This is a genomic window from Aliivibrio sp. A6 (assembly GCF_028765505.1).
Taxonomy (GTDB): domain Bacteria; phylum Pseudomonadota; class Gammaproteobacteria; order Enterobacterales; family Vibrionaceae; genus Aliivibrio; species Aliivibrio finisterrensis_A.
In genome coordinates this window covers 192,989-213,421 of the sequence record NZ_JARACR010000002.1, presented here as the reverse complement: position 1 = coordinate 213,421, position 20,433 = coordinate 192,989, and the positions used below count along the sequence as shown (strand labels likewise).

26 protein-coding genes are annotated in these 20,433 nt (G+C 40.1%); 10 read left to right on the top strand and 16 right to left on the bottom strand.

The genetic code is table 11. The annotated features are described in order from the left end of the window. Positions 1–59: 59 nt before the first annotated feature. Positions 60–1,403: a metalloprotease PmbA gene (gene pmbA / locus PVK70_RS02140; RefSeq protein ID WP_130046959.1), complete on the top strand. Its 1,344-nt coding sequence runs from the start codon at positions 60–62 to the stop codon at positions 1,401–1,403. A gap of 79 nt (positions 1,404–1,482) precedes the next feature. On the opposite strand, the gene mgtE is transcribed toward pmbA, so the two are convergent. The 12 genes from mgtE to PVK70_RS02080 form a co-directional block, all read right to left on the bottom strand. Then, on the bottom strand, positions 1,483–2,838 hold the full coding sequence (gene mgtE / locus PVK70_RS02135) for a magnesium transporter (protein WP_130046925.1): 1,356 nt from the start codon (positions 2,836–2,838) through the stop codon (positions 1,483–1,485). Positions 2,839–2,988: 150 nt separating this feature from the next. Then, positions 2,989–3,267, bottom strand: a complete 279-nt coding sequence (locus PVK70_RS02130) for an HPr family phosphocarrier protein (RefSeq protein ID WP_130046924.1) — start codon at positions 3,265–3,267, stop codon at positions 2,989–2,991. A 2-nt stretch (positions 3,268–3,269) separates the two neighbouring features. Continuing rightward, on the bottom strand, positions 3,270–4,124 hold the full coding sequence (rapZ, locus tag PVK70_RS02125; protein WP_130044398.1) for an RNase adapter RapZ: 855 nt from the start codon (positions 4,122–4,124) through the stop codon (positions 3,270–3,272). A 19-nt stretch (positions 4,125–4,143) separates the two neighbouring features. After that, on the bottom strand, positions 4,144–4,587 hold the full coding sequence (ptsN, locus tag PVK70_RS02120) for a PTS IIA-like nitrogen regulatory protein PtsN (protein ID WP_130046923.1): 444 nt from the start codon (positions 4,585–4,587) through the stop codon (positions 4,144–4,146). 1 nt (position 4,588) lies between these two features. Next, a complete protein-coding gene (gene hpf / locus PVK70_RS02115) occupies positions 4,589–4,876 on the bottom strand; it encodes a ribosome hibernation promoting factor (protein ID WP_130044396.1) in 288 nt (95 codons plus the stop codon). A 19-nt stretch (positions 4,877–4,895) separates the two neighbouring features. Then, positions 4,896–6,323 carry an RNA polymerase factor sigma-54 gene (locus tag PVK70_RS02110; protein ID WP_422836555.1) on the bottom strand — a complete coding sequence of 476 codons (1,428 nt, stop codon included), beginning with the start codon at positions 6,321–6,323 and terminating at the stop codon, positions 4,896–4,898. A 66-nt stretch (positions 6,324–6,389) separates the two neighbouring features. Beyond that, the gene (lptB, locus tag PVK70_RS02105; RefSeq protein WP_130044394.1) at positions 6,390–7,115 is read right to left on the bottom strand and encodes an LPS export ABC transporter ATP-binding protein; all 726 of its coding nucleotides are present in this window, start codon (positions 7,113–7,115) and stop codon (positions 6,390–6,392) included. A 2-nt stretch (positions 7,116–7,117) separates the two neighbouring features. Then, positions 7,118–7,615, bottom strand: a complete 498-nt coding sequence (gene lptA / locus PVK70_RS02100) for a lipopolysaccharide transport periplasmic protein LptA (RefSeq protein WP_130044393.1) — start codon at positions 7,613–7,615, stop codon at positions 7,118–7,120. Next, entirely contained in the window at positions 7,596–8,159 is a 564-nt protein-coding gene (lptC, locus tag PVK70_RS02095; RefSeq protein WP_130046921.1) for an LPS export ABC transporter periplasmic protein LptC, read from the bottom strand. Before lptC ends, lptA begins: the two co-directional genes overlap by 20 nt. Next, on the bottom strand, positions 8,156–8,716 hold the full coding sequence (gene kdsC, locus PVK70_RS02090) for a 3-deoxy-manno-octulosonate-8-phosphatase KdsC (protein ID WP_130046920.1): 561 nt from the start codon (positions 8,714–8,716) through the stop codon (positions 8,156–8,158). The genes lptC and kdsC overlap by 4 nt, the downstream gene beginning before the upstream one ends. Further along, positions 8,716–9,690 carry an arabinose-5-phosphate isomerase KdsD gene (gene kdsD / locus PVK70_RS02085; RefSeq protein WP_130046919.1) on the bottom strand — a complete coding sequence of 325 codons (975 nt, stop codon included), beginning with the start codon at positions 9,688–9,690 and terminating at the stop codon, positions 8,716–8,718. Before kdsD ends, kdsC begins: the two co-directional genes overlap by 1 nt. 200 nt (positions 9,691–9,890) lie before the next feature. Next, positions 9,891–10,859 (bottom strand): calcium/sodium antiporter, encoded by a 969-nt coding sequence (locus tag PVK70_RS02080; RefSeq protein WP_130046918.1) that lies wholly within the window; start codon positions 10,857–10,859, stop codon positions 9,891–9,893. A gap of 200 nt (positions 10,860–11,059) precedes the next feature. On the opposite strand from PVK70_RS02080, the gene mlaF reads away from it, so the two are divergent. The 9 genes from mlaF to idi all read left to right on the top strand — a co-directional run bounded on the left by mlaF (position 11,060) and on the right by idi (position 17,076). Continuing rightward, positions 11,060–11,866, top strand: a complete 807-nt coding sequence (gene mlaF, locus PVK70_RS02075; RefSeq protein WP_165367120.1) for a phospholipid ABC transporter ATP-binding protein MlaF — start codon at positions 11,060–11,062, stop codon at positions 11,864–11,866. Then, on the top strand, positions 11,859–12,653 hold the full coding sequence (mlaE, locus tag PVK70_RS02070; protein WP_130046916.1) for a lipid asymmetry maintenance ABC transporter permease subunit MlaE: 795 nt from the start codon (positions 11,859–11,861) through the stop codon (positions 12,651–12,653). The genes mlaF and mlaE overlap by 8 nt, the downstream gene beginning before the upstream one ends. 2 nt (positions 12,654–12,655) lie before the next feature. Further along, on the top strand, positions 12,656–13,150 hold the full coding sequence (mlaD, locus tag PVK70_RS02065) for an outer membrane lipid asymmetry maintenance protein MlaD (RefSeq protein WP_130044386.1): 495 nt from the start codon (positions 12,656–12,658) through the stop codon (positions 13,148–13,150). Next, positions 13,150–13,791 carry a phospholipid-binding protein MlaC gene (mlaC, locus tag PVK70_RS02060; protein WP_130046915.1) on the top strand — a complete coding sequence of 214 codons (642 nt, stop codon included), beginning with the start codon at positions 13,150–13,152 and terminating at the stop codon, positions 13,789–13,791. Before mlaD ends, mlaC begins: the two co-directional genes overlap by 1 nt. Next, the gene (locus tag PVK70_RS02055) at positions 13,791–14,111 is read left to right on the top strand and encodes an STAS domain-containing protein (RefSeq protein WP_130046914.1); all 321 of its coding nucleotides are present in this window, start codon (positions 13,791–13,793) and stop codon (positions 14,109–14,111) included. The genes mlaC and PVK70_RS02055 overlap by 1 nt, the downstream gene beginning before the upstream one ends. Continuing rightward, positions 14,111–14,368: a BolA family iron metabolism protein IbaG gene (gene ibaG, locus PVK70_RS02050; RefSeq protein ID WP_122036590.1), complete on the top strand. Its 258-nt coding sequence runs from the start codon at positions 14,111–14,113 to the stop codon at positions 14,366–14,368. The genes PVK70_RS02055 and ibaG overlap by 1 nt, the downstream gene beginning before the upstream one ends. Positions 14,369–14,380: 12 nt before the next feature. Then, positions 14,381–15,649, top strand: coding sequence for a UDP-N-acetylglucosamine 1-carboxyvinyltransferase (gene murA, locus PVK70_RS02045; RefSeq protein ID WP_130046913.1), 1,269 nt, complete (start codon positions 14,381–14,383; stop codon positions 15,647–15,649). Positions 15,650–15,737: 88 nt separating this feature from the next. Further along, the gene (locus PVK70_RS02040) at positions 15,738–16,463 is read left to right on the top strand and encodes a 1-acylglycerol-3-phosphate O-acyltransferase (protein ID WP_130044382.1); all 726 of its coding nucleotides are present in this window, start codon (positions 15,738–15,740) and stop codon (positions 16,461–16,463) included. A 73-nt stretch (positions 16,464–16,536) separates the two neighbouring features. Further along, positions 16,537–17,076, top strand: a complete 540-nt coding sequence (gene idi, locus PVK70_RS02035; RefSeq protein ID WP_130046912.1) for an isopentenyl-diphosphate Delta-isomerase — start codon at positions 16,537–16,539, stop codon at positions 17,074–17,076. A gap of 79 nt (positions 17,077–17,155) precedes the next feature. Here the strand turns inward: idi and PVK70_RS02030 are convergent, their stop codons facing one another. From PVK70_RS02030 to argF, 4 genes are all read right to left on the bottom strand, one after another. Then, on the bottom strand, positions 17,156–17,545 hold the full coding sequence (locus PVK70_RS02030) for a RidA family protein (protein WP_005417516.1): 390 nt from the start codon (positions 17,543–17,545) through the stop codon (positions 17,156–17,158). 116 nt (positions 17,546–17,661) lie between these two features. After that, the gene (gene pyrI / locus PVK70_RS02025) at positions 17,662–18,126 is read right to left on the bottom strand and encodes an aspartate carbamoyltransferase regulatory subunit (protein ID WP_130044440.1); all 465 of its coding nucleotides are present in this window, start codon (positions 18,124–18,126) and stop codon (positions 17,662–17,664) included. A 12-nt stretch (positions 18,127–18,138) separates the two neighbouring features. Next, the gene (gene pyrB / locus PVK70_RS02020) at positions 18,139–19,068 is read right to left on the bottom strand and encodes an aspartate carbamoyltransferase (protein ID WP_130046911.1); all 930 of its coding nucleotides are present in this window, start codon (positions 19,066–19,068) and stop codon (positions 18,139–18,141) included. A gap of 267 nt (positions 19,069–19,335) precedes the next feature. Beyond that, on the bottom strand, positions 19,336–20,340 hold the full coding sequence (gene argF, locus PVK70_RS02015; protein WP_130046910.1) for an ornithine carbamoyltransferase: 1,005 nt from the start codon (positions 20,338–20,340) through the stop codon (positions 19,336–19,338). Positions 20,341–20,433: the final 93 nt, after the last annotated feature.

The window sequence follows — 20,433 nt, the reverse complement described above, 5'->3', positions numbered from 1 at the left end:
CGCAAATTTATCACATAGAGTGTTATTCTAGTAAAAATGTATATATTCAGTCTGATGTTATGGATGCAAAAGCCCAAATGATGAATCAAAAAATAGAACTTGAAGCAGCAGTAGCCAAAGCGCTAGAAATGGCGACAAAGCACGCAAGCGCTGCAGAAGTAGCAATCACTAAAACGACAGGTATTAGCGTATCAACTTTAATGGGAGAGGTTGAAAACGTTGAATTTAATCGTGATGGTGCATTAGGTATTACCGTTTATCGTGGTCACCGTAAAGGCAGTGCATCGACGTCTGATCTTAGTGATAAAGCGATTCAGCAGACGGTTGCTGCTGCGCTAGATATTGCAAACTATACGTCTGAAGACCCATTTTCTGGACCTGCGCCAAAAGAGCTAATGGCTCAAAATATTCCTGATTTAGATTTGTTTCATCCAGACGATCCTGAGCCGGATTATGCAGCACAAAAAGCCATTGAAGCAGAACAAGCAGCATTAGAGTACCACTCTTCAATTAAACAGAGTGATGGTGCAAGTTACGATAGCCACTATGGTATTAAGGTCTATGGTAATAGCCATGGCATGTTAGCAAGTTACCCATCAAGCCGTCATAGCATCAGTTGTAGTGTGATTGGTGTCGATAAACATGGTGACATGGAACGCGATTATAGCTATACCGTTGCTCGTCATCGTGATGATTTATGGGATGCGAAAAAGGTTGGTTTAGAAGCTGCTGAGCGTACCGTGAGTCGTTTAGATGCTAAAAAGCTAGAGACAATGAGAGTTCCTGTCATGTTTGCAGCAGATGTTGCAACAGGCCTATTAGGGCATCTTGTCATGGCGATCAGTGGTGCTAACTTATATCGTAAATCGACGTTTATGCTTGATAAGCTAAATGAGAAGATTTTGCCTGAATGGTTTAATGTGAGTGAGCGCCCACATATTCTAAAAGGATTAGCAAGTAGCCCGTTTGATAGCGAAGGTCTATATACGCAAGATCGTGAGATTATTACTGATGGTGTGCTAGCAACGTATTTATTAACAAGTTATGCGGCGCGAAAATTAAATATGACGCCAACAGGCCACGCTGGTGGTATCCATAACTGGTTTGTTAAATCTACAGGGCAAAGCTTTGAGCAAATGCTAAAAACCATGGGTACTGGCCTTTTAGTGACAGAGCTTATGGGGCAAGGTGTCAATACAGTAACAGGTGATTACTCTCGTGGTGCGGCGGGTTTCTGGGTTGAGAATGGTGAGATCCAATACCCAGTTTCTGAAATTACCATTGCAGGTAATCTTGCTGATATGTACCACAATATTGTTGCTGTAGGTAATGATGTAGAAACACGTTCACAAATTCAAACTGGCTCTATCTTAATTGAATCAATGAAAATTGCTGGTCAGTAGTCTTAACACACATAAAGCATAAACAAAAAAGCGCGCAATCATTAAATGAGAGCGCGCTTTTTAATAGGGATTGTTCGAACTACATTAAAATAGTAGCCAAACCTAGGAAAGCAGATAAACCAATAATATCGGTGATGGTAGTTAACGCCATTCCTCCTGCTAATGCAGGGTCTATATTCATTTTCTTTAGAAGTACAGGGATAGCAACGCCAGCAACTCCGGCTACTGTTAAGTTAACGAGCATTGCAGCAGATATGATTGCTCCAAGCATAATGTCACCTTTCCAAACCATAACGATACCGCCAATGATAGAAGCCCACAAAATACCATTGAGTAGGCCAATGCCTGCTTCTTTGAATAATAATTCTTTTTGGTTACTGTCGCCGATATGACCAACGGCTAAACCACGGATCACTAGAGCAACCGTTTGATTCCCGGCAACACCTCCCATTGAAGGTACAATGGTCATAAGTACAGCGATGGATGCCATTTGCGCTAAAGTGGCTTCAAACATATTTGAAACAGAAGCAGCTGCAAGGGCTGCAAGTACATTCATTCCGAGCCAAACACTACGACGGCGTGCTGATTTCACTACGGGTGCAAAGGTGTCTTCTTCGTCATCCATACCGGCCATGCTCATCATTGAGTGTTCGGCATCTTCACGAATAACATCGACAACGTCATCAATAGTAATACGGCCTAAAAGTAGGTTATTTTCATCAACAACGGGTGCCGATATCCAGTTACGACGTTCAAATAAATTAGCTACTTCGCCATCGTCGGTATTTACTGGGATCGCTTCATCGGCATCATCCATTACATCACTAACCAGTACATCAGGTTGTGCTGTAAGAATGGTGGTTAAGGATAAGTGACCAATTAAACGGCTTTCTTCATCCAATACATACAGAGCATCGGTTGCTTCTGGCAATTCGCCTTTCATGCGAAGGTAGCGAAGGACAACATCGATCTCTACATCAGCACGAATGGTAATGAAGTCGGTATTCATCATACCGCCAGCGGTGTCTTCTGGATAAGATAGAGCGGTTTCAACGCGGAAGCGATCAACCGTATCCATTTGACTTAATACTTCGCGCGAGAGGTCGTTAGGCAAGCTACGAAGAACGTAGGCAACATCATCTGTCTCCATGCCTTCAGTTGCTTCGACGATGCTCTCAAGTGCCATTTGAGAGACGATACCATCTTTTACGCCTTCTGATAGCTCATCAAGGATTTCACCGTAATCTTCAGGATCGGTTAATTGCCATAATACGTTACGGCTTTTTCTGGGCGAGGCTTCTAATAGATGGGCAATATCCTCGGGTTCCATGTCTTGTAATAAACGACGAACATGGACAAACATCCCACTATCAAGCGCATTAGATACTTCTTGAAGAGTTTGATGGGTTTGATCGAAATCTTGTAGCTCTTGCATACTCTCCCCCATAGAAAACCGATTTCTAACTCGAATAATGAGTATAGACAATTTAGATTAGATAATGGGCTGAATAGTAACGCAATTTGGAGGGCGCGATAAGTGAATTTTGTAAGGATTGGGTTAAACAGGTGTTGAGATGAGTATTATCTACTCATCTTCGTCAAAACCCGCTTCAATCAGTTCACAAATAGCATTGAGTGCTTGCTCAGCATCAGGCCCATCAGCAGAAACATCAACATACTGCCCTTGTGCTGAGTCCAGCATTAGCAGCCCCATGACACCATCAGCAGTTGCCTGTTTTTTCTCGTCATTGGTTAGAGTGATTACAGCATCAAAGCTTTGTGCCATTTCAACTAATTTGATGGCTGCTCTAGCATGTAACCCAAGCCGATTTTTTATCAATAGGTGACGGGATGAAATTGGCATTGTTAGTGCCTCTCTAGTGTTTTATGACGAATTTGCACTTGTTGCCCTTGCTGTTTAAAGTACTCACCAAGCTGCTGGGTTATATAGACAGAACGGTGTTGCCCACCAGTACAACCAATCGCAACGGTTAAATAACTGCGGTTATTTTTTTCTAGTGCGGGTAACCAAGTGGTTAAAAATTGCTGAATTTGTTCTTTAAGTTGAATGACTTCATCATACCCAGCTAGAAAGTCGGCAACGGGTTTATCTAATCCTGTCATTGGTCTTAGGTTTGGTTCCCAATGAGGATTAGGTAAAAATCGGACATCAAAAACATAGTCCGCATCGGTGGGTAAGCCGTGCTTAAAGCCAAAAGATTCAAACACCATAACTAATTCTTTTGATTCTCGACCTAGAATACGGGAACGTAAAGTTTCACTTAAGTCATGAATGGATTTAGTCGTGGTATCAAGAACTAAATCAGCACCTTCTTTAAAGTTACATAGAATATTTTTTTCTAATGCGACGGCTTGCTCTAGTGAACATTGTTCGCCAGTTAAAGAGAGTGGATGCAAGCGACGAGTTTCACTATAACGCTTAATCAATTCTTTATTTTCAGCGTCTAAGAAAACGACAGTTACATCATGATTTTTTTTCAGTTCAGTTAAGGTATTGGTCAGTAATAGCGGATCTTTTGGTAGATTTCGAATATCGATGCTTACGGCCACATTTTGAGTGGTGTGTTGAATGGACTCGACAAACTGAGTAAGAAGATCAATAGGGAGGTTATCGACACAATAATACCCTAAATCTTCTAATACTCGAAGTGCAACGGATTTACCCGCACCAGAGTTACCACTAACTACCATGAGTTTCATTATGTGACCTTTGCGTATATTAAGATGTGAAAATTTGATATAGGTCTTGATCACTCTCGGCATGACGAAGTTGACGTAAGACGTGCTTATCATTGAGTTTTTCAGCAACACAAGAGAGTGTTTGTAGGTGAAATTTACATTGCTCATCAGGGACAAGTAAGGCAAAGAGTACATCGACAGGACGATTATCTATGGCATCAAATTCGATCGGTTCTTGGCACTGAAGTAAGACAGCAACGGCATTATCACAGTTAAAAATTCGACCGTGTGGAATGGCAATACCATTGCCAATTCCTGTACTGCCCATTTTTTCTCGACTGAGTAAACTTTCGAATAAGTCTTGAGGGTTTTGCCCAATTTTGGGTGCCGCAATTTCACTGATAAGTTCTAATGCGCGTTTTTTACTTGAGCATTGGACTGCGCTTTTAGTGCAGTCCAATGAAAGAATGGTGCTTAATTGCATGTTAATGACTACTTAGTTTTTCTTTATGTTTATTGAGCTGGCGAACGAGCTTGTCCACCAAACCATCAATAGCGGCATACATATCTTCTGCGTCAGAATGGGCGTGTATGTCACCTTGATTTACATGAAGTGTTGCTTCGGCTACATGCAGTACTTTTTCTAATTTTAGTACAACATGGACATTGTTAATGTGTTCAAAAAAGCGATCGAGTTTTTGGAATTTGGTATCGACATACTCACGAAGGCTATCGGTTAGTTCGACGTTTTGACCTGTGATGTTTATTTGCATAACACTTCCTTTCTGTTAATTAAAGTAAACGCTTACGCTGATTCGATGGGGCAATACCTAGTGATTCACGATATTTAGCTATGGTGCGTCGTGCAACTTGGATACCTTGTTCAGCTAATAAGGTTGCGATTTTACTGTCACTTAACGGTTTGGCTTGATTCTCAGCCGCGACCAACTTTTTCACTAGTGCTCGAATAGCGGTAGATGAACACTCACCCCCATTATCCGTACTAACATGACTAGAGAAGAAATATTTTAATTCAAAAATACCACGAGGGGTATGCATGAATTTTTGTGTTGTTACACGAGATATCGTTGATTCGTGCATTTCAACGTCTAAAGCGATGTCATTGAGCACCATTGGCTTCATCGCTTCTTCACCATATTCGAAGAAATCTTGTTGATGTTCAACTATACAACGCGCAACTTTGAGCAGCGTCTCGTTTCTGCTCTCTAAACTTTTAATTAACCACTTTGCCTCTTGCAAATTGGTTCGAATAAATTGTCCGTCAGGACTGTTACCTAATCCTTTACCTAATGCGGCATATTCTGCATTTACTTTTAAGCGAGGTACACTGTCTGGGTTAATCGTCACAACCCATTTGCCATTATGCTTAAAGACAGAAACGTCAGGAATAACGTATTCTGTGTCAGTGTCAATAACTCGATTTCCAGGCCTAGGATCAAGTTCATGAATTAGCATCATGACTTGTTTTAAGTCAGTCTCTTTAAGCTTAGTCTCTTTTGCTAATTGTCGGTAGTCACGATTACCTAATAGATTAATGTAATTGGTTAAGATCAACCTTGTTTCTTGAAGCCAAGGTGTGTCCGCTGGATAGGTGGCAAGTTGTAACATTAAGCATTCAGCAAGATCGCGTGAAGCTACGCCTAATGGATCAAATTGTTGAATGCGTTTTAATACGACCTCAACCTCATCCATTTCAACATCATCATTACCAAGGCTTTCTAATACGTCATCAAGACTGATGGTTAAATAGCCATAGTCATCTAATGATTCAATAATGGTGGTTGCAATAGTACGGTCAATATCACTGAAAGGGGTCAAATCCGCCTGCCACATTAAATAGTCTTGCAGGCTTTCAGTCGTTTCACCCTGATATAATGGCGTATCATCATCAATAGCTAACCCTGTGCTGCCACTGTTAGCGCTATATACATCATCCCAGCTCGCATCCATTTCAAGCTCTTCCGAAATATTATTGCTTTCAATAACATCGCTACTGTCAGTAATAGGATCTTCTTGTTCTGCACTTGCTGTTTCTTTTTCAGGCGTTGGCTCTGGAGATAATAAACTTTCAGGCGTACTTAATTGCTCTTCTTCAACATCAAGGAGAGGATTAGAGTCGAGAGCTTCTTGAATCTCTTGCTGTAGGTCAAGGGTCGACAATTGTAATAATCGTATTGCTTGCTGTAACTGAGGCGTCATAGCAAGTTGTTGGCCCATTTTTAACTGAAGAGATGCTTTCATTATATAGTGATACCTTTATGTAAATTACAACTTAAACTGATCACCAAGATAAACGCGTTTAACGTGTTCATCATTTAATACATGGTCAGGAGTCCCATTGGCAATCATGTGGCCTTGGCTTACGATGTAAGCGTGCTCACATACATCAAGTGTTTCACGAACGTTATGGTCTGTAATTAACACACCTAAACCGCGATCTCGTAAATGTTGAATGATTTTTTTGATATCGATTACAGAAATAGGATCGACACCAGCAAAAGGTTCATCAAGTAGAATGAACTTTGGATTTGCAGCTAGTGCGCGCGCAATTTCAACTCGACGACGTTCACCACCTGAAAGCGCCATACCATTACTGTTACGAATATGCTGAATGTTAAACTCATCTAATAACTCTTCAAGTTTATCTAAGCGCTCTGCTTTTGATAAATCTTTACGAGTTTGCAGAACAGCCATAATATTATCAAAAACAGACAGTTTTCTAAAAATAGAGGCTTCTTGAGGTAGGTAACCTATGCCCATTTTTGATCTGTTATGCATTGGCTGTAATGAAATATCAACACCATCGATAGTGATAGAGCCTTCATCACGAGAGACAAGACCTACGATCATATAGAAAGAGGTCGTTTTACCTGCGCCATTTGGTCCAAGTAAACCTACAATCTTTCCTGACTCAACCGTCAAGCTCACATCGGTAACCACTTTACGGCTGCCGTATGTTTTTGCGAGGTTTTTTGCTTCTAAAATGGCCATAATTATTTTTTATTCAATTGGCTAGGCTGAAGTATGGTAGTAACTCGTTCATTTTTACCACCATCAGCAATTAATTTTTGAGTCTTCATATTATAGGTAATTACTTTACCTTTAATGATGCTGTCGTCTTGAGTTAATTCAGCGTTATCCGTCATTTTTAGAAATTCTTTTTCTAATTCATAACGCAATTTATCAGCTTTACCTTTGAGGGTTTTACCATCGTCAGTTAATTGGCTAAAGCGTGTTGGTTTTCCATACGCTTCTAAGATCTCACGACCTTCTTGTCCTTGAGGGCGGATAACGATAAGTTTATCAGCAAAAATTTCAATACTGCCTTGCTTTAATGTTACATCACCAATAAATGTCACTTGATTACTTTGCATATCAAAGTCTTGTGAATTTGAATTAATGTGAATTGGTTGCTCTGTGTCGCTGCTTAATGCCCAGCTTGGAGAGCTTAACAATAAGCCAGCAAGTAGACTAACGTGTGAAAGCTTCATAGATACCTTGTACATTCTTTAATAGGGTCGTTTGTTGGCTAGTAAAGTTACCCTTCATACCTACGCCTGTTGTTTCAAACGTTGGGCCAACTAAGTTAACGACATCTTCTGTCGAAAAATCCTTGGTGGAAAGCTCTATTGTTATGCTATCGGTTGTCATTGTGTCAAATGCTGCGCCAGGCAGTAAATTTTTTACAATGACATTACCGCTTAAATAGAGCTCATGTTTTTTATTTAGGACACCAATATCAGAAATTACTTCCCACTCTTTTAGTTCTCCATCTTTAAAAACAAAAAGGTGCGGGGTTGTAAAATTAGTTTCACCAGTTTTAGCAAAACGCTCTAAGGCTTTTGCATCGATTTGGTAATTACGAACACCACTTTCGTCATAGTTATTATTGCTAATGTCTCTGCCTGTAAAGACAGGGACTTGTTGATCTGGCGCTATTTGCTGATTATTTTGAGCGTATTCGTAATACAAGTAATACCCTGACCAGCTGGAGAACATCAATAATATTGCCATGAAAAAGTGTTTCAAGGTCATATACTTAAACCTTTATGTTGCTCAAGTTCGCCTTTGGCTTCTAGGATAAGATCACTCACTTCGCGAACTGCACCATGGCCACCCTTAATGGTGGTCACATAATTTGCACGTTGTACGAGTAGTGGATGCCCATCAGAAACGCAAACTTTTAACGCGACCTTTTCCATGACTGGCCAATCAATAAGATCGTCACCAATATACCCAGTATGCTCAGGCGCGACATTGAGTTTAGTTAAAATATCTTGATAGGCTTGCAGTTTATTATCTTGTCCTTGATAAATTAGTTTAATACCAAGGGCCGTCATACGGTTTTCTACAATTTTAGAATTGCGTCCTGTGATGATGGCGATTTCTACGCCCGCAGACATTAATGATTTAACACCGTAGCCATCGCGAGTATGGAAGGTCTTTAACTCTTCACCATCATTACCCATATAAACTAGGCCGTCAGAAAAAACGCCATCAACATCGCAGATAAGTAATTTAATGTCTTTTGCGATATTAAACACGGTTTCGTCGACATTACCGTAGAGTGTTGAAATGAATTTAGTTGTCATTACATTACTCCCGCTTTTAGTAAATCGTGCATATTAAGTGCTCCGACTAAACGATGGTTTTCATCGCATAACAGTAGGCCATTAATTTTCTTATCTTGCATTAAGTTCAGGCCTTCAACTGCCAGCAGGTTTGGATTTGCAACGGCTGGAGAGTGTGTCATCACCTCACCAATTGTTTGGGTGTGAATATCAACTCGATTATCCAATAAACGACGTAAATCACCATCAGTAAAAATACCAATGACTTTTTGTTCGTTATCAACAATGGCTGTCATCCCTAATCCTTTTTCAGACACTTCAAGCAGTGCTGTTTTAATTAGAGCGTCTTTCGTTACCATTGGCAGTTCATCGTCTTTGTGCATGATATCAGACAATAATAGCAGTAATTTACGGCCAAGTGCGCCACCTGGGTGAGATAAGGCAAAATCATCCGCAGTAAACCCTCTTGCTTGCAGTAGAGCGACAGCAAAAGCATCACCCATAGCAAGAGTTGCTGTGGTACTTGACGTTGGCGCTAACCCTAGAGGACACGCTTCTTGAGGTACGGTAATTTGTAAGTTTACATCGGCTACTTTTGCCATGCTTGAATCAGGGTTACCTGTCATGGTGATTAATGTAATACCAAGGCGCTTAATAACCGGTAATAGCGCTAAAATTTCACCCGCTTCACCTGAATTTGAAATGGCAATTACTACATCGCCTTTTTCTATCATCCCCAAGTCTCCATGGCTTGCTTCACCTGGGTGCACAAAGAAAGAGGGGGTGCCTGTACTTGCTAATGTCGCTGCAATTTTATTACCAATGTGGCCCGATTTACCCATGCCCATTACAACTACTTTACGCTTACATTCCAACATTAATTGGCATGCTTTAGCAAAATCATCATTAATGTAGTTGTTCAGTTGAGTGAGTGCATCTATTTCAATTTGAAGTACATTTTTTCCTGCAGTGCAGAAATCAAACTGAGTTGCCATCGGGGTACCACCTTTATTTTGGTTATAACAGATGTATGATTTGGATGAGTAGCGTATACAATTATTATGCCATATACCAGAGGTAGTTCAAGCTAGTGGGGATGGTTATGAGGATGAATAAATGAAATGAGTATGGTTTGTTAATTAATAACGTGTGTTTACTAATTAACAAACCTATATTTTTTTAAATGAGAGTACGCTTATATTGTGTAAAAAAGGTAGCCTTGATATACCAAGAAGCATGTCACTAACACACCGCCTTCAATTCGGTTAATACTGCGACTCTTACCTAGTGCCATAAATAGCAATAAAACAGAAACGCCCATCATGACATAAAAATCACGACTCATTAAATCAGGGCTAATTGCTGATGGGTTGATAAGTGCTGGTAGCCCCATAACCGCAAGGATATTGAAAACGTTAGAGCCAATAATATTACCTGCTGCCATGTCATCTTCACCTTTTAATACACCCGCGACAGACGCAGCCAGTTCAGGAAGACTTGTGCCTAATGCAATAATCGTCAAGCCGATCACTAGATCACTCATGCCAAAGAATTTAGCAATAACAACGGCATTATCAATCAGCATATTTGCACCAACGGGTAGCAAAATAAGCCCAACAACAACCCAGAATAAGGCAATTTTATTATCTACGCCTTCAGGAATTTCAGACTCTTGCTCTTCGAGAAGGATATCACCATTTTGTTGTTCGCTTTTACTGATATAAAGCATCGCGATAATAAAGGCAGCAAAAAGTACAATTAATAATACCCCTTCGTAAAAACCAAGGTAGTTGTTATACATGATAGCGCCTGCTAACAAGGTCACAATCAACATGAGTGGTAGTTCACGACGAATGATACCAGAGCTAATCGCAAGAGGCTTAATAATAGCGGTAATACCTAAAATTAACGCAATGTTCGCAATGTTTGAGCCTATTACATTACCTACTGCGGTATCTGTTTTACCATCTAATGCCGCTGCGGCTGATACCATCATTTCAGGTGCGGATGAGCCCATAGCTAAGATAGTCATACCAATCACAAGAGGAGAGATACCGTAGTTTTTCGCTAATGCAGCAGAACCAAATACCAGTTTATCAGCGCCCCAAACGAGCAGAGAGAGGCCGACAATAAGAAGTAGAGTTGGCATGAGCAGCTCTGTCATTGTGTTAATTTCCTTTTGTAGAAGATATTTTATAGTTGAGGGGAACAATTTTGACGCTTATCTGACAAAAAGGAAAGAGAAAAGGACGCCTTTACTTAGGGATTCTCGCAAGAATGTTAAAAAAAAGAAATGGGTTCGGTAACTTAACGTATACTAATGAAGGTGTTGTTAGAAAGTGATTTTAAATGAATTATATTGATATGGATAACGAAACAACCTTAATAAAAGTAGAAAACCTCACTTTTAAACGTGGTGAGCGAGTGATTTTTGATGACATTAGTTTGTCTGTCCCAAAAGGAAAAATTACCGCCATTATGGGGCCGTCAGGGATAGGTAAAACGACACTATTACGATTGATTGGTGGGCAGATTTTACCTGAGTCTGGAGATATTCATTTTGAAGAGTGGAATATTCCTAAACTAGGCAGAAAGGCGCTTTACTTAGCTCGAAAAAAAATGGGCATGCTATTTCAATCAGGGGCACTTTTTACTGATATGAGTGTCTTTGATAACGTGGCTTTTCCATTGCGAGAGCACACTCGATTACCAGAAGAACTTATCCGTACTTTAGTGCTATTAAAGCTCGAAGCAGTAGGGTTGCGCGGTGCTTCTGATTTAATGCCGAGTGAGTTATCGGGTGGCATGGCGCGTCGTGCTGCATTAGCTCGTGCAATTGCATTAGATCCTGATTTAATTATGTATGACGAACCTTTTGTTGGCCAAGACCCAATAACCATGGGGGTCTTGGTTGATTTGATCCGTAATTTAAATGATGCGTTAGGTTTGACCTCAGTGGTGGTCTCTCATGATGTACCAGAAGTCATGAGTATTGCGGATCATGTTTATTTATTAGCAAATGGAAAAGTCATTGCTCAAGGCTCGCCAAAAGAATTAGAAGAGAATCCAGACCCTCAAGTTCGGCAGTTTTTGGATGGGCGTTCTGATGGCCCTGTTCCTTTTCGGTTCCCAGCCAAACCATTAAATGAGGTGTTGTTTTCTCATGAGTAACTTTTCTCTTATCTCATCTATCGAGCAACTTGGTAAGCGTACTTTATCGGTTTGCGAAGCATTTGGGCGTGCGACGTTCATGTTATTAGGCGCTTTGATTTCAAAGCCTCAACCCCTCAAAATGTTTCCATTGCTATTAACGCAACTGTATTCCGTTGGGGTTCGCTCTTTAGTTATTATTGTCGTCTCTGGCTTATTTATCGGAATGGTTATCAGCTTACAAGGCTACATTATCTTGGTTGATTACGGTGCTGAAACCAGTTTAGGGCAGCTTGTCTCTTTATCTTTATTAAGAGAGCTAGGGCCAGTGGTTACGGCATTATTATTTGCAGGGCGCGCTGGTTCTGCTTTAACCGCAGAAATTGGGTTAATGAAAACCACCGAGCAACTCTCAAGTATGGAAATGATGGCGATTGATCCTCTACGCCGTGTTATTGCACCGAGATTATGGGCTGGAATTATCTCAATGCCATTACTTGCAATGATCTTTATGGCGGTAGGAATATGGGGCGGTCAAATTGTCGGTGTTGAATGGAAAGGGATTGATTATGGTAGCTTTTGGTCATTAATGCAGTCATCAGTTGATGTGCGTTATGACATCGTAAACAGTTTAATTAAGTGTGTGGTGTTTGCGTTTATAGTTACGTGGATTGCCTTATTTAATGGTTATGATGCGACGCCAACGTCTGAGGGTATTTCGCTGGCAACAACACGAACGGTAGTGCATTCGTCACTGGCGGTATTAGGAATTGATTTTGTGCTGACAGCACTGATGTTTGGGAATTAATTATGCAGCAGACACGTAAAGTAGAATTTTTTGTTGGCCTTTTTGTATTAGCCGGAATGGCTGCGTTACTCATGTTATTACTTAAAGTTGCGGATGTTCGAAGTGGTGGCAGTGGTGAGTATTATACGCTAAATGCTCAGTTCGATAATATTGGCAGTTTAAAGTCACGCTCGCCTATAAAAGTTGGTGGTGTTGTGGTTGGGCGTGTAGAAGGCATCACACTAGATACTGAAAGTTATTTACCAATAGTAAGCATGGAGATCGATAAACAATTTGGTTCTTTTCCTGAAACCTCTGCGGCACAAATTTTAACCTCAGGATTAATTGGTGAACAATACATAGGCATAGTACCTGGCTTTATTGATGAAGACATTGATATGCTTGGAGACGGTGATTATATAGAAGACACTAAATCGGCTTTAGTTCTAGAAGATATGATAGGCCAAGTGCTGTATAGCATTGGTGGTGATTCGTCAGAGAAAAGTGAGAATGAGTAATGAAACAGTGGATTAGCCTATTTACCCTTATAGTAAGTTTATTTACAGGTACAGTTCAGGCTCAAGATATCGATAAAACAAAACCATACGAAATGATGGCTCAGGTATCTGAAATGACGTTTGCACGCTTGAAAGCAGAGCAAGCTGCGATTCAGTCTGATCCTAACGTATTAAAAACGGTGGTTGATGAAGAGTTAATGCCATACGTCAATGTGAGATATGCCGCTTATAAGTTATTAGGCACTCATTTAAAGAAAACCTCACCAGAAGAACGTGCTGAGTTCGTTACTGCGTTTCGTGATTACTTAGTGTCATCTTATGCTCAAGTATTAACGCTATATACAAACCAACAAATTGTATTAGAAAAAGCGAAAAAAATACCTGAGGGTAAAAGAATTATCAGCGTTCGTGTTGATATTTTAGATTCTGCTCGCCCAACGGTAAAAGTGGATTTTAAACTGCGTAAGAATAAGAAAACGGGAGAGTGGCAGGCATTTGATATGGTTGCCGAAGGCGTCAGTCTTTTATCCACCAAACAGTCAGAGTGGAATGGTAAAATTCGCAAAGAAGGCATTAGCTCAGTAAGTAAAGAATTGGCTTCTTTAGCGCAGCAACCTATTCGCCTAGAAGGCAGTAAATAATGCTAATGATGGACTTATGTGAGACGAAAATAGATGAAATTCATCTAAATGGAGCCCTTGATCGTGAGACTGTGCCGAATATTTGGAAAGAATTGACAGAATGGAAACCTAAATCAACACAAGTAAAGGTAGACTTAGGTCACGTTAATCGCATTGACTCAGCAGGGGTAGTGTTACTTTTACACCTAATAGAGCATGCAAAAAATCAAAACTGTCATATAATGCTAGCTTTCGTCCCTGATCAGCTCATTACATTAATTCAATTAAGTAATGTGGAATCATTGTTTGCTGATCACTTAATAACGCAAAAGGTAGAGTAATGGAAAGCGCCGAGATTAAAGAATTATTAGACGCAGCACTTCAACTTCAAGAGATTCACGTTAAAGGTGAAGGAAGCCATTTTGAAGTTATTGCTGTGGATGAATCGTTCAATGGAATGAGCCGAGTTAAAAAACAACAAACCATCTACGGACCTTTGATGGAACACATCTCAACAAATACCATTCACGCTCTATCAATAAAAGCGTTTACTCCGGAAGAGTGGGCACGTGATAAAAAATTAAATAGCTTATTCTAAGAGGCCCTTTGAATGTATAAGTTTCGAATTCAAGGAAGTGAACAACCACTTTCTGGAGAAGTTACGATTTCTGGTGCAAAAAATGCTGCACTGCCAATTTTATTTGCAGCACTGCTGGCTGAAGAACCAGTAGAAGTTGCAAACGTTCCAAAATTACGTGATGTAGATACAACTATGGAGTTATTACAACGCCTAGGTGCTAATGTTTCTCGTAATGGTTCAGTTCATATTGATGCTAGCGGCGTTAATGATTTCTGTGCACCGTATGATCTTGTAAAAACGATGCGTGCATCAATTTGGGCGCTAGGCCCATTAGTTGCTCGCTTTGGTAAAGGCCAAGTGTCGTTACCTGGTGGTTGTGCTATCGGTGCTCGTCCTGTTGATCTTCATATTCACGGGCTTGAGCAACTTGGTGCAACGATTAAGCTTGAAGAAGGTTACGTTAAAGCGGAAGTTGATGGTCGTCTGAAAGGCGCTCATATCGTAATGGATAAAGTAAGTGTTGGTGCAACAATCACTGTAATGTGTGCAGCAACATTGGCTGAAGGTAAAACTATTTTAGAAAACGCAGCGCGTGAACCTGAAATCGTTGATACTGCTAACTTCCTAAATGCGATTGGTGCGAAAGTATCAGGCATGGGTACAGATACTATTACTATCGAAGGCGTAGAGCGTCTTGGTGGTGGTTATCATGAAGTGGTTGCTGACCGTATTGAAACCGGGACTTTCTTAGTTGCTGCTGCGGTATCTGGCGGTAAAGTTGTTTGTAAGAACACAAAAGCGCATCTACTTGAAGCCGTTCTTGCTAAGCTTGAAGAAGCCGGTGCAAAAGTTGAAACGGGTGAAGATTGGATTAGCCTGGATATGACTGGTCGTGAGCTTAAAGCGGTAAATATCCGTACAGCACCACACCCTGCATTTCCAACAGACATGCAAGCACAGTTTACTTTGCTAAACATGATGGCAAAAGGCCCAGGCATTATTACTGAAACGATTTTTGAAAACCGTTTCATGCATATTCCTGAACTGCAACGCATGGGCGCTCATGCTGAAATCGAAGGTAATACCGCTATTTGTGGTGATACTGATGGTTTAAGTGGTGCTCAAGTGATGGCAACGGATTTACGTGCCTCTGCAAGCCTTGTTATTGCTGGTTGTATAGCGAAAGGTGAAACAATTGTTGATCGTATTTATCATATCGACCGTGGTTATGATAAGATCGAAGATAAGTTAACCGCATTAGGTGCGAACATCGAAAGAGTTCGTAGCAGCGAAATCTAATCAATAGATTAGTTTGCTAAAAAAGCTAAGCGGAAACCGGGTATATAATGACCCGGTTTTTTATTGTTTGTATGTAGGAGAAACACTTATGATCGCATTGTTACGCCTAATTGCTTTGGCTATCTTTGCTGTCTTTACGTTTGTATTTGGTTGTGGCTATTGTTTACTTAGCCCACGAAACCCAAAACACGTTTATACGTTTGGCTTGTGGTTTGCTCGTATGTCACGAGTGTTTGGTATTAAACTTGAAGTACGCGTTCCTGATAGTGTAAAAAATGCAGGCCCAAGTTTGTACATTGCCAATCACCAGAATAACTGGGATCTATTTACTGTTTCTGGTGCTATCCAGCCTCGTACAGTAACGGTTGGTAAAAAGAGCTTAGCGTGGATGCCACTGTTTGGTCAGTTATATTGGATCACTGGTAATATCTTGATTGATCGTAATAATCGTAGCAAAGCGGTGGGTACGATTGCTCAAGTTGCTGACAATATTAAAAAACGTAATGTGTCTGTTTGGATGTTTCCAGAGGGTACTCGTTCACGTGGTCGTGGTTTATTGCCATTTAAAACTGGCGCATTTCATGCCGCGCTTGCTGCTGAAGTACCAGTAACTCCAATTGTATGTAGTAGCACTGATGGCGTTAAATTAAATCGTTGGAATAACGGCACTGTTATTGTTGAAATTTTACCTCCAATAAGTACTGACGGTTACGACAAAAATAACGTACGTGATTTTGCAAACGAATGTCGTGAACAAATGAAAGTTAAGCTAGAAGAATTAAATAAAGAAGTTGCCGAGCGTAACCAAGCTTAAATTTTAATTATAATAATTATTAAGGGGTGTATGGCTTGCTATATGCCCTTTTTATTTAGTGTGTAGAATAAAAATGACTGAACAAGTTATCCTTGTAAATCAACAAGGTGAAACCATTGGGACCATGGAAAAGCTAGAAGCCCACCAAAAAGGGTTATTGCACTTGGCTTTTTCCGTTTTGCTGTATCGAAAAACAGAAGATGAGTATGAATTTCTATTACAGAAGCGTGCAGACTGTAAATATCACAGTAAAGGAAAGTGGAGTAATACTTGTTGCTCTCATCCAAGATTACATGAATCGGTCGAGCTTGCTGGCGAGAGACGATTGGAAGAAGAGATAGGTATTACGAGTGTTAACGCTAATGTGTTTGAAAATCTAGGTTGGTTTATTTATCAAGCTGAGTTGGAGAATGGATTGAGTGAACATGAGCAAGACTACATATTACTGGCTAATACACCTGATGTGGAATTTACGCTGAATCCTGATGAAGTGAGTGATATTCAGTGGTGGAGCCAGAGCCGTATTAAGCAAGAATTAACAAATAATCCTGCTGTATTTTCTGTATGGTTTGAAACGGTTTTTGATAAAGCGACACAATATTTATCGAATTAATTGTATTGGCATAAAAATAAGGCAGAGATTAGTGATACCAATGGCTGCCTTACTTGATTTACTGCATTGCTGGTGTTAATTATTTACGAACAGCAATCGCTTCAATCTCAATACCAACATCTTTTGGAAGACGAGCGACTTCAACACAAGAACGTGCAGGGTAGTTCGCTACTTTATGCTCATCAAAGAAGTTGCCATACACTTCGTTTACTGTGCCAAAGTCATTCAGATCTTTTACGAAAACGGTCATTTTTACAATGTCAGATACCGTTAGGCCTGAAGCCTCTACAACGGCCTTAACGTTCTCTAAAGATTGGCGAGCTTGCTCTGCAATATCATCAGACACTTCACCTGTCGCAGGGTTTACAGGGATTTGGCCTGAAGTTAGTACCATATTACCAAGATCAACACCTTGAATGTATGGGCCAATTGCAGCAGGTGCATTGTCTGTATGAAGAACTTTAGTCATTGTAATGATTCCTTTTTGATTGGTATTAGGTTCAATAAATCCAATATAAAACAAACCTTATCAATAAAAAAGCCCCAGAAGATCTGAGGCTGAAAAATATTGAACTAAGTATGAGATTAATTTAAATCAGTAACCACTTCGCGTGAATATACTTTTTCACAGTATTTGCATTTTAAATGGATATCATCTTTTTTAGTGATAACTTTAAAACTGCTATCAACCGGCTCACCATGAGTAATACAGTTACTGTTTGGGCACTCGAATACCCCAGTAATTTGTGAAGGAAGAACAAGAGGAATTTTTTTCACTACCTCATAATTTTCAATTTGATTTACTGTTGCGTGTGGCGCATATAATGACAATTTGCTCGCTTGCTCTGGCGTGACAAACGTATTTTCAATTTTAAGTAAATCTTTCGCTCCTAACGCAGAAGAGGGAAGGTTTAAACCAATCGTCACTCGCTCTGCTGTCTTATCCATTTGAAACAGTTTAAGTACTTTTACCCCAATGTTTGCAGGGATGTGATCGATTACCGTACCGTTATTAATTGCTTCAACGCGTAATTGAGTTTTGTTAGGCATCATCATTTCTCCCTAAAGTGTTTCGTTAAGAACAAGAGCTAATAAAGCTTGTCGAGCATAAACGCCATTTTCTGCTTGTTGGAAATAGTAAGCATACGGCGTGCTATCAACATCAGTATCAATCTCATCAACGCGAGGTAGCGGGTGTAATACCTTCAAGTTATTACGTGCAGGCGTTAGGTTTTCTGCAGATAGGATATAAGCAGATTTAATGTGCGCGTATTCTGATTCATCAAAGCGTTCTTTTTGAACGCGAGTCATATACAGAATATCTAACTCAGGAATTGCTTCATCCATGCTATTTAGCACTTGATATTCAATGCCAAGTTCGTCTAACTCTTCACAGATATAATCTGGCATTGCTAAGACTTCAGGTGCGATAAAGAAGAACTTAATACCATTAAATTTTGCTAATGCTTGGGTTAATGAATGAACGGTACGACCGTATTTTAAATCCCCTACAAAAGCGATGTTTAGATTATCTAAACGGCCTTGGGTTTCATAGATGGTGTATAAGTCTAATAGTGTTTGCGTCGGGTGTTGGTTTGCACCATCGCCCGCATTAATAACTGGAGTACCGTTAGAGAATTCAGAAGCTAAACGTGCAGCCCCTTCTTTTGGATGACGCATAACATAAGCATCAACATAAGAGGTAATCACTTGAACTGAATCAGCCAGTGTTTCACCTTTTTGAGCAAGGGAAGTATTGCCTGCAGTATCAAAACCGATAACAGAGCCACCTAAGCGTTGAATTGCGGTTTCAAAAGAAAGACGGGTACGAGTTGACGCTTCAAAAAAACAGCTAGCAACCACTTTATTTTTTAATAAATCAGGTTGAGGTTCTTTTTTAATGTTCCCTGCAGTTTCTACAATCAGTTCTAACTCTTGACGAGAAAGTTCTGGAATAGAAAGGATGTGCTTTTGGTATAGCGAGTTAGCCATAGTCTCTCTTCCCTTTTATTTATCATATTGAAGTCAAAAAAAAGCCCCCTATAAAATAGGAGGCTTTAAAAAATCGTTAATTAGGAAACTCAAAAAATAGGGGACCACCACACTTTGCTAGTGCAGATACATGGTCAACCACTGTATGAAGATAAGTCAATAACATCACAATTTCCTAATAAATTGCGCGGGATTATACTCGTATCGAAATTCTAAGCAAGCGTTTGCATCAAATTTTCTTTTGATTACATTTTAAAACAAGAGGGATTAAGCCCCTAGTGTTGCAACCATAACAGCCTTGATGGTATGCATTCTATTTTCTGCTTCATCAAATACAATAGAGTAGTCAGATTCAAAGACTTCATCAGTGACTTCGAGCCCATTCATGCCATATTTATCTGCAATTTCTTTGCCTATTGTTGTCTCGTCATTATGGAAGGCTGGCAGGCAGTGCATGAATTTTACGTTCGGATTATTGGTTGCTTTAATCACATCCATATTGATTTGATAAGGGGTCATTAAGGCGACACGTTCATCCCAAGCTTCGGGTGCTTCTCCCATAGAAACCCAAACGTCAGTGTATAAGAAATCACAATTCTTCACGCCTTGTTGTACCTCTTCGGTCAGCACAATTTTAGCCCCTGTTTGCTTCGCAATGTCTTGGCACTGAGCAACGAGTTCCTCTTCTGGCCAAAATTGTTTTGGTGCAACAAGGCGGATCTCCATGCCCATTTTAGCGGCACCAACCATAAGAGAATTTCCCATGTTATTACGTGCATCACCAAGGTATGCAAAAGTAAGTTGGTTTAATTGCTTACCATTTGCATATTCTTGCATAGTAAGAAAATCAGCTAAAATTTGAGTTGGATGGAATTCATCAGTTAATCCATTCCATACAGGAACACCAGCATGCTCACCCAGTTCTTCAACAATCGATTGACCAAAGCCGCGGTATTCGATGCCATCGTACATGCGTCCGAGTACACGAGCGGTATCTTTCATTGATTCTTTTTGACCAATTTGAGAGCCCGACGGGCCAAGATAAGTGACTCTTGCTCCTTGATCAAAAGCGGCAACTTCAAAGGCACAGCGTGTGCGAGTAGAGGCTTTTTCAAAAATAAGTGCAATGTTTTTACCTGACAGGCGAGGTTGCTCATACCCCGCGTATTTTGCTTTTTTTAGCTCAGCAGATAGCTCAAGTAAATGTGCAATCTCTTTAGGGGAAAAATCTAATAGTTTTAAAAAATTTCTATTACGTAAGTTAAAAGCCATCGTGTGCTCCTTGCCATGCATGCTAATCCGATAAAATTTATTTAAACATATAAATGCAGATAATGTGAATTTATATTTGATTTATTTTATATT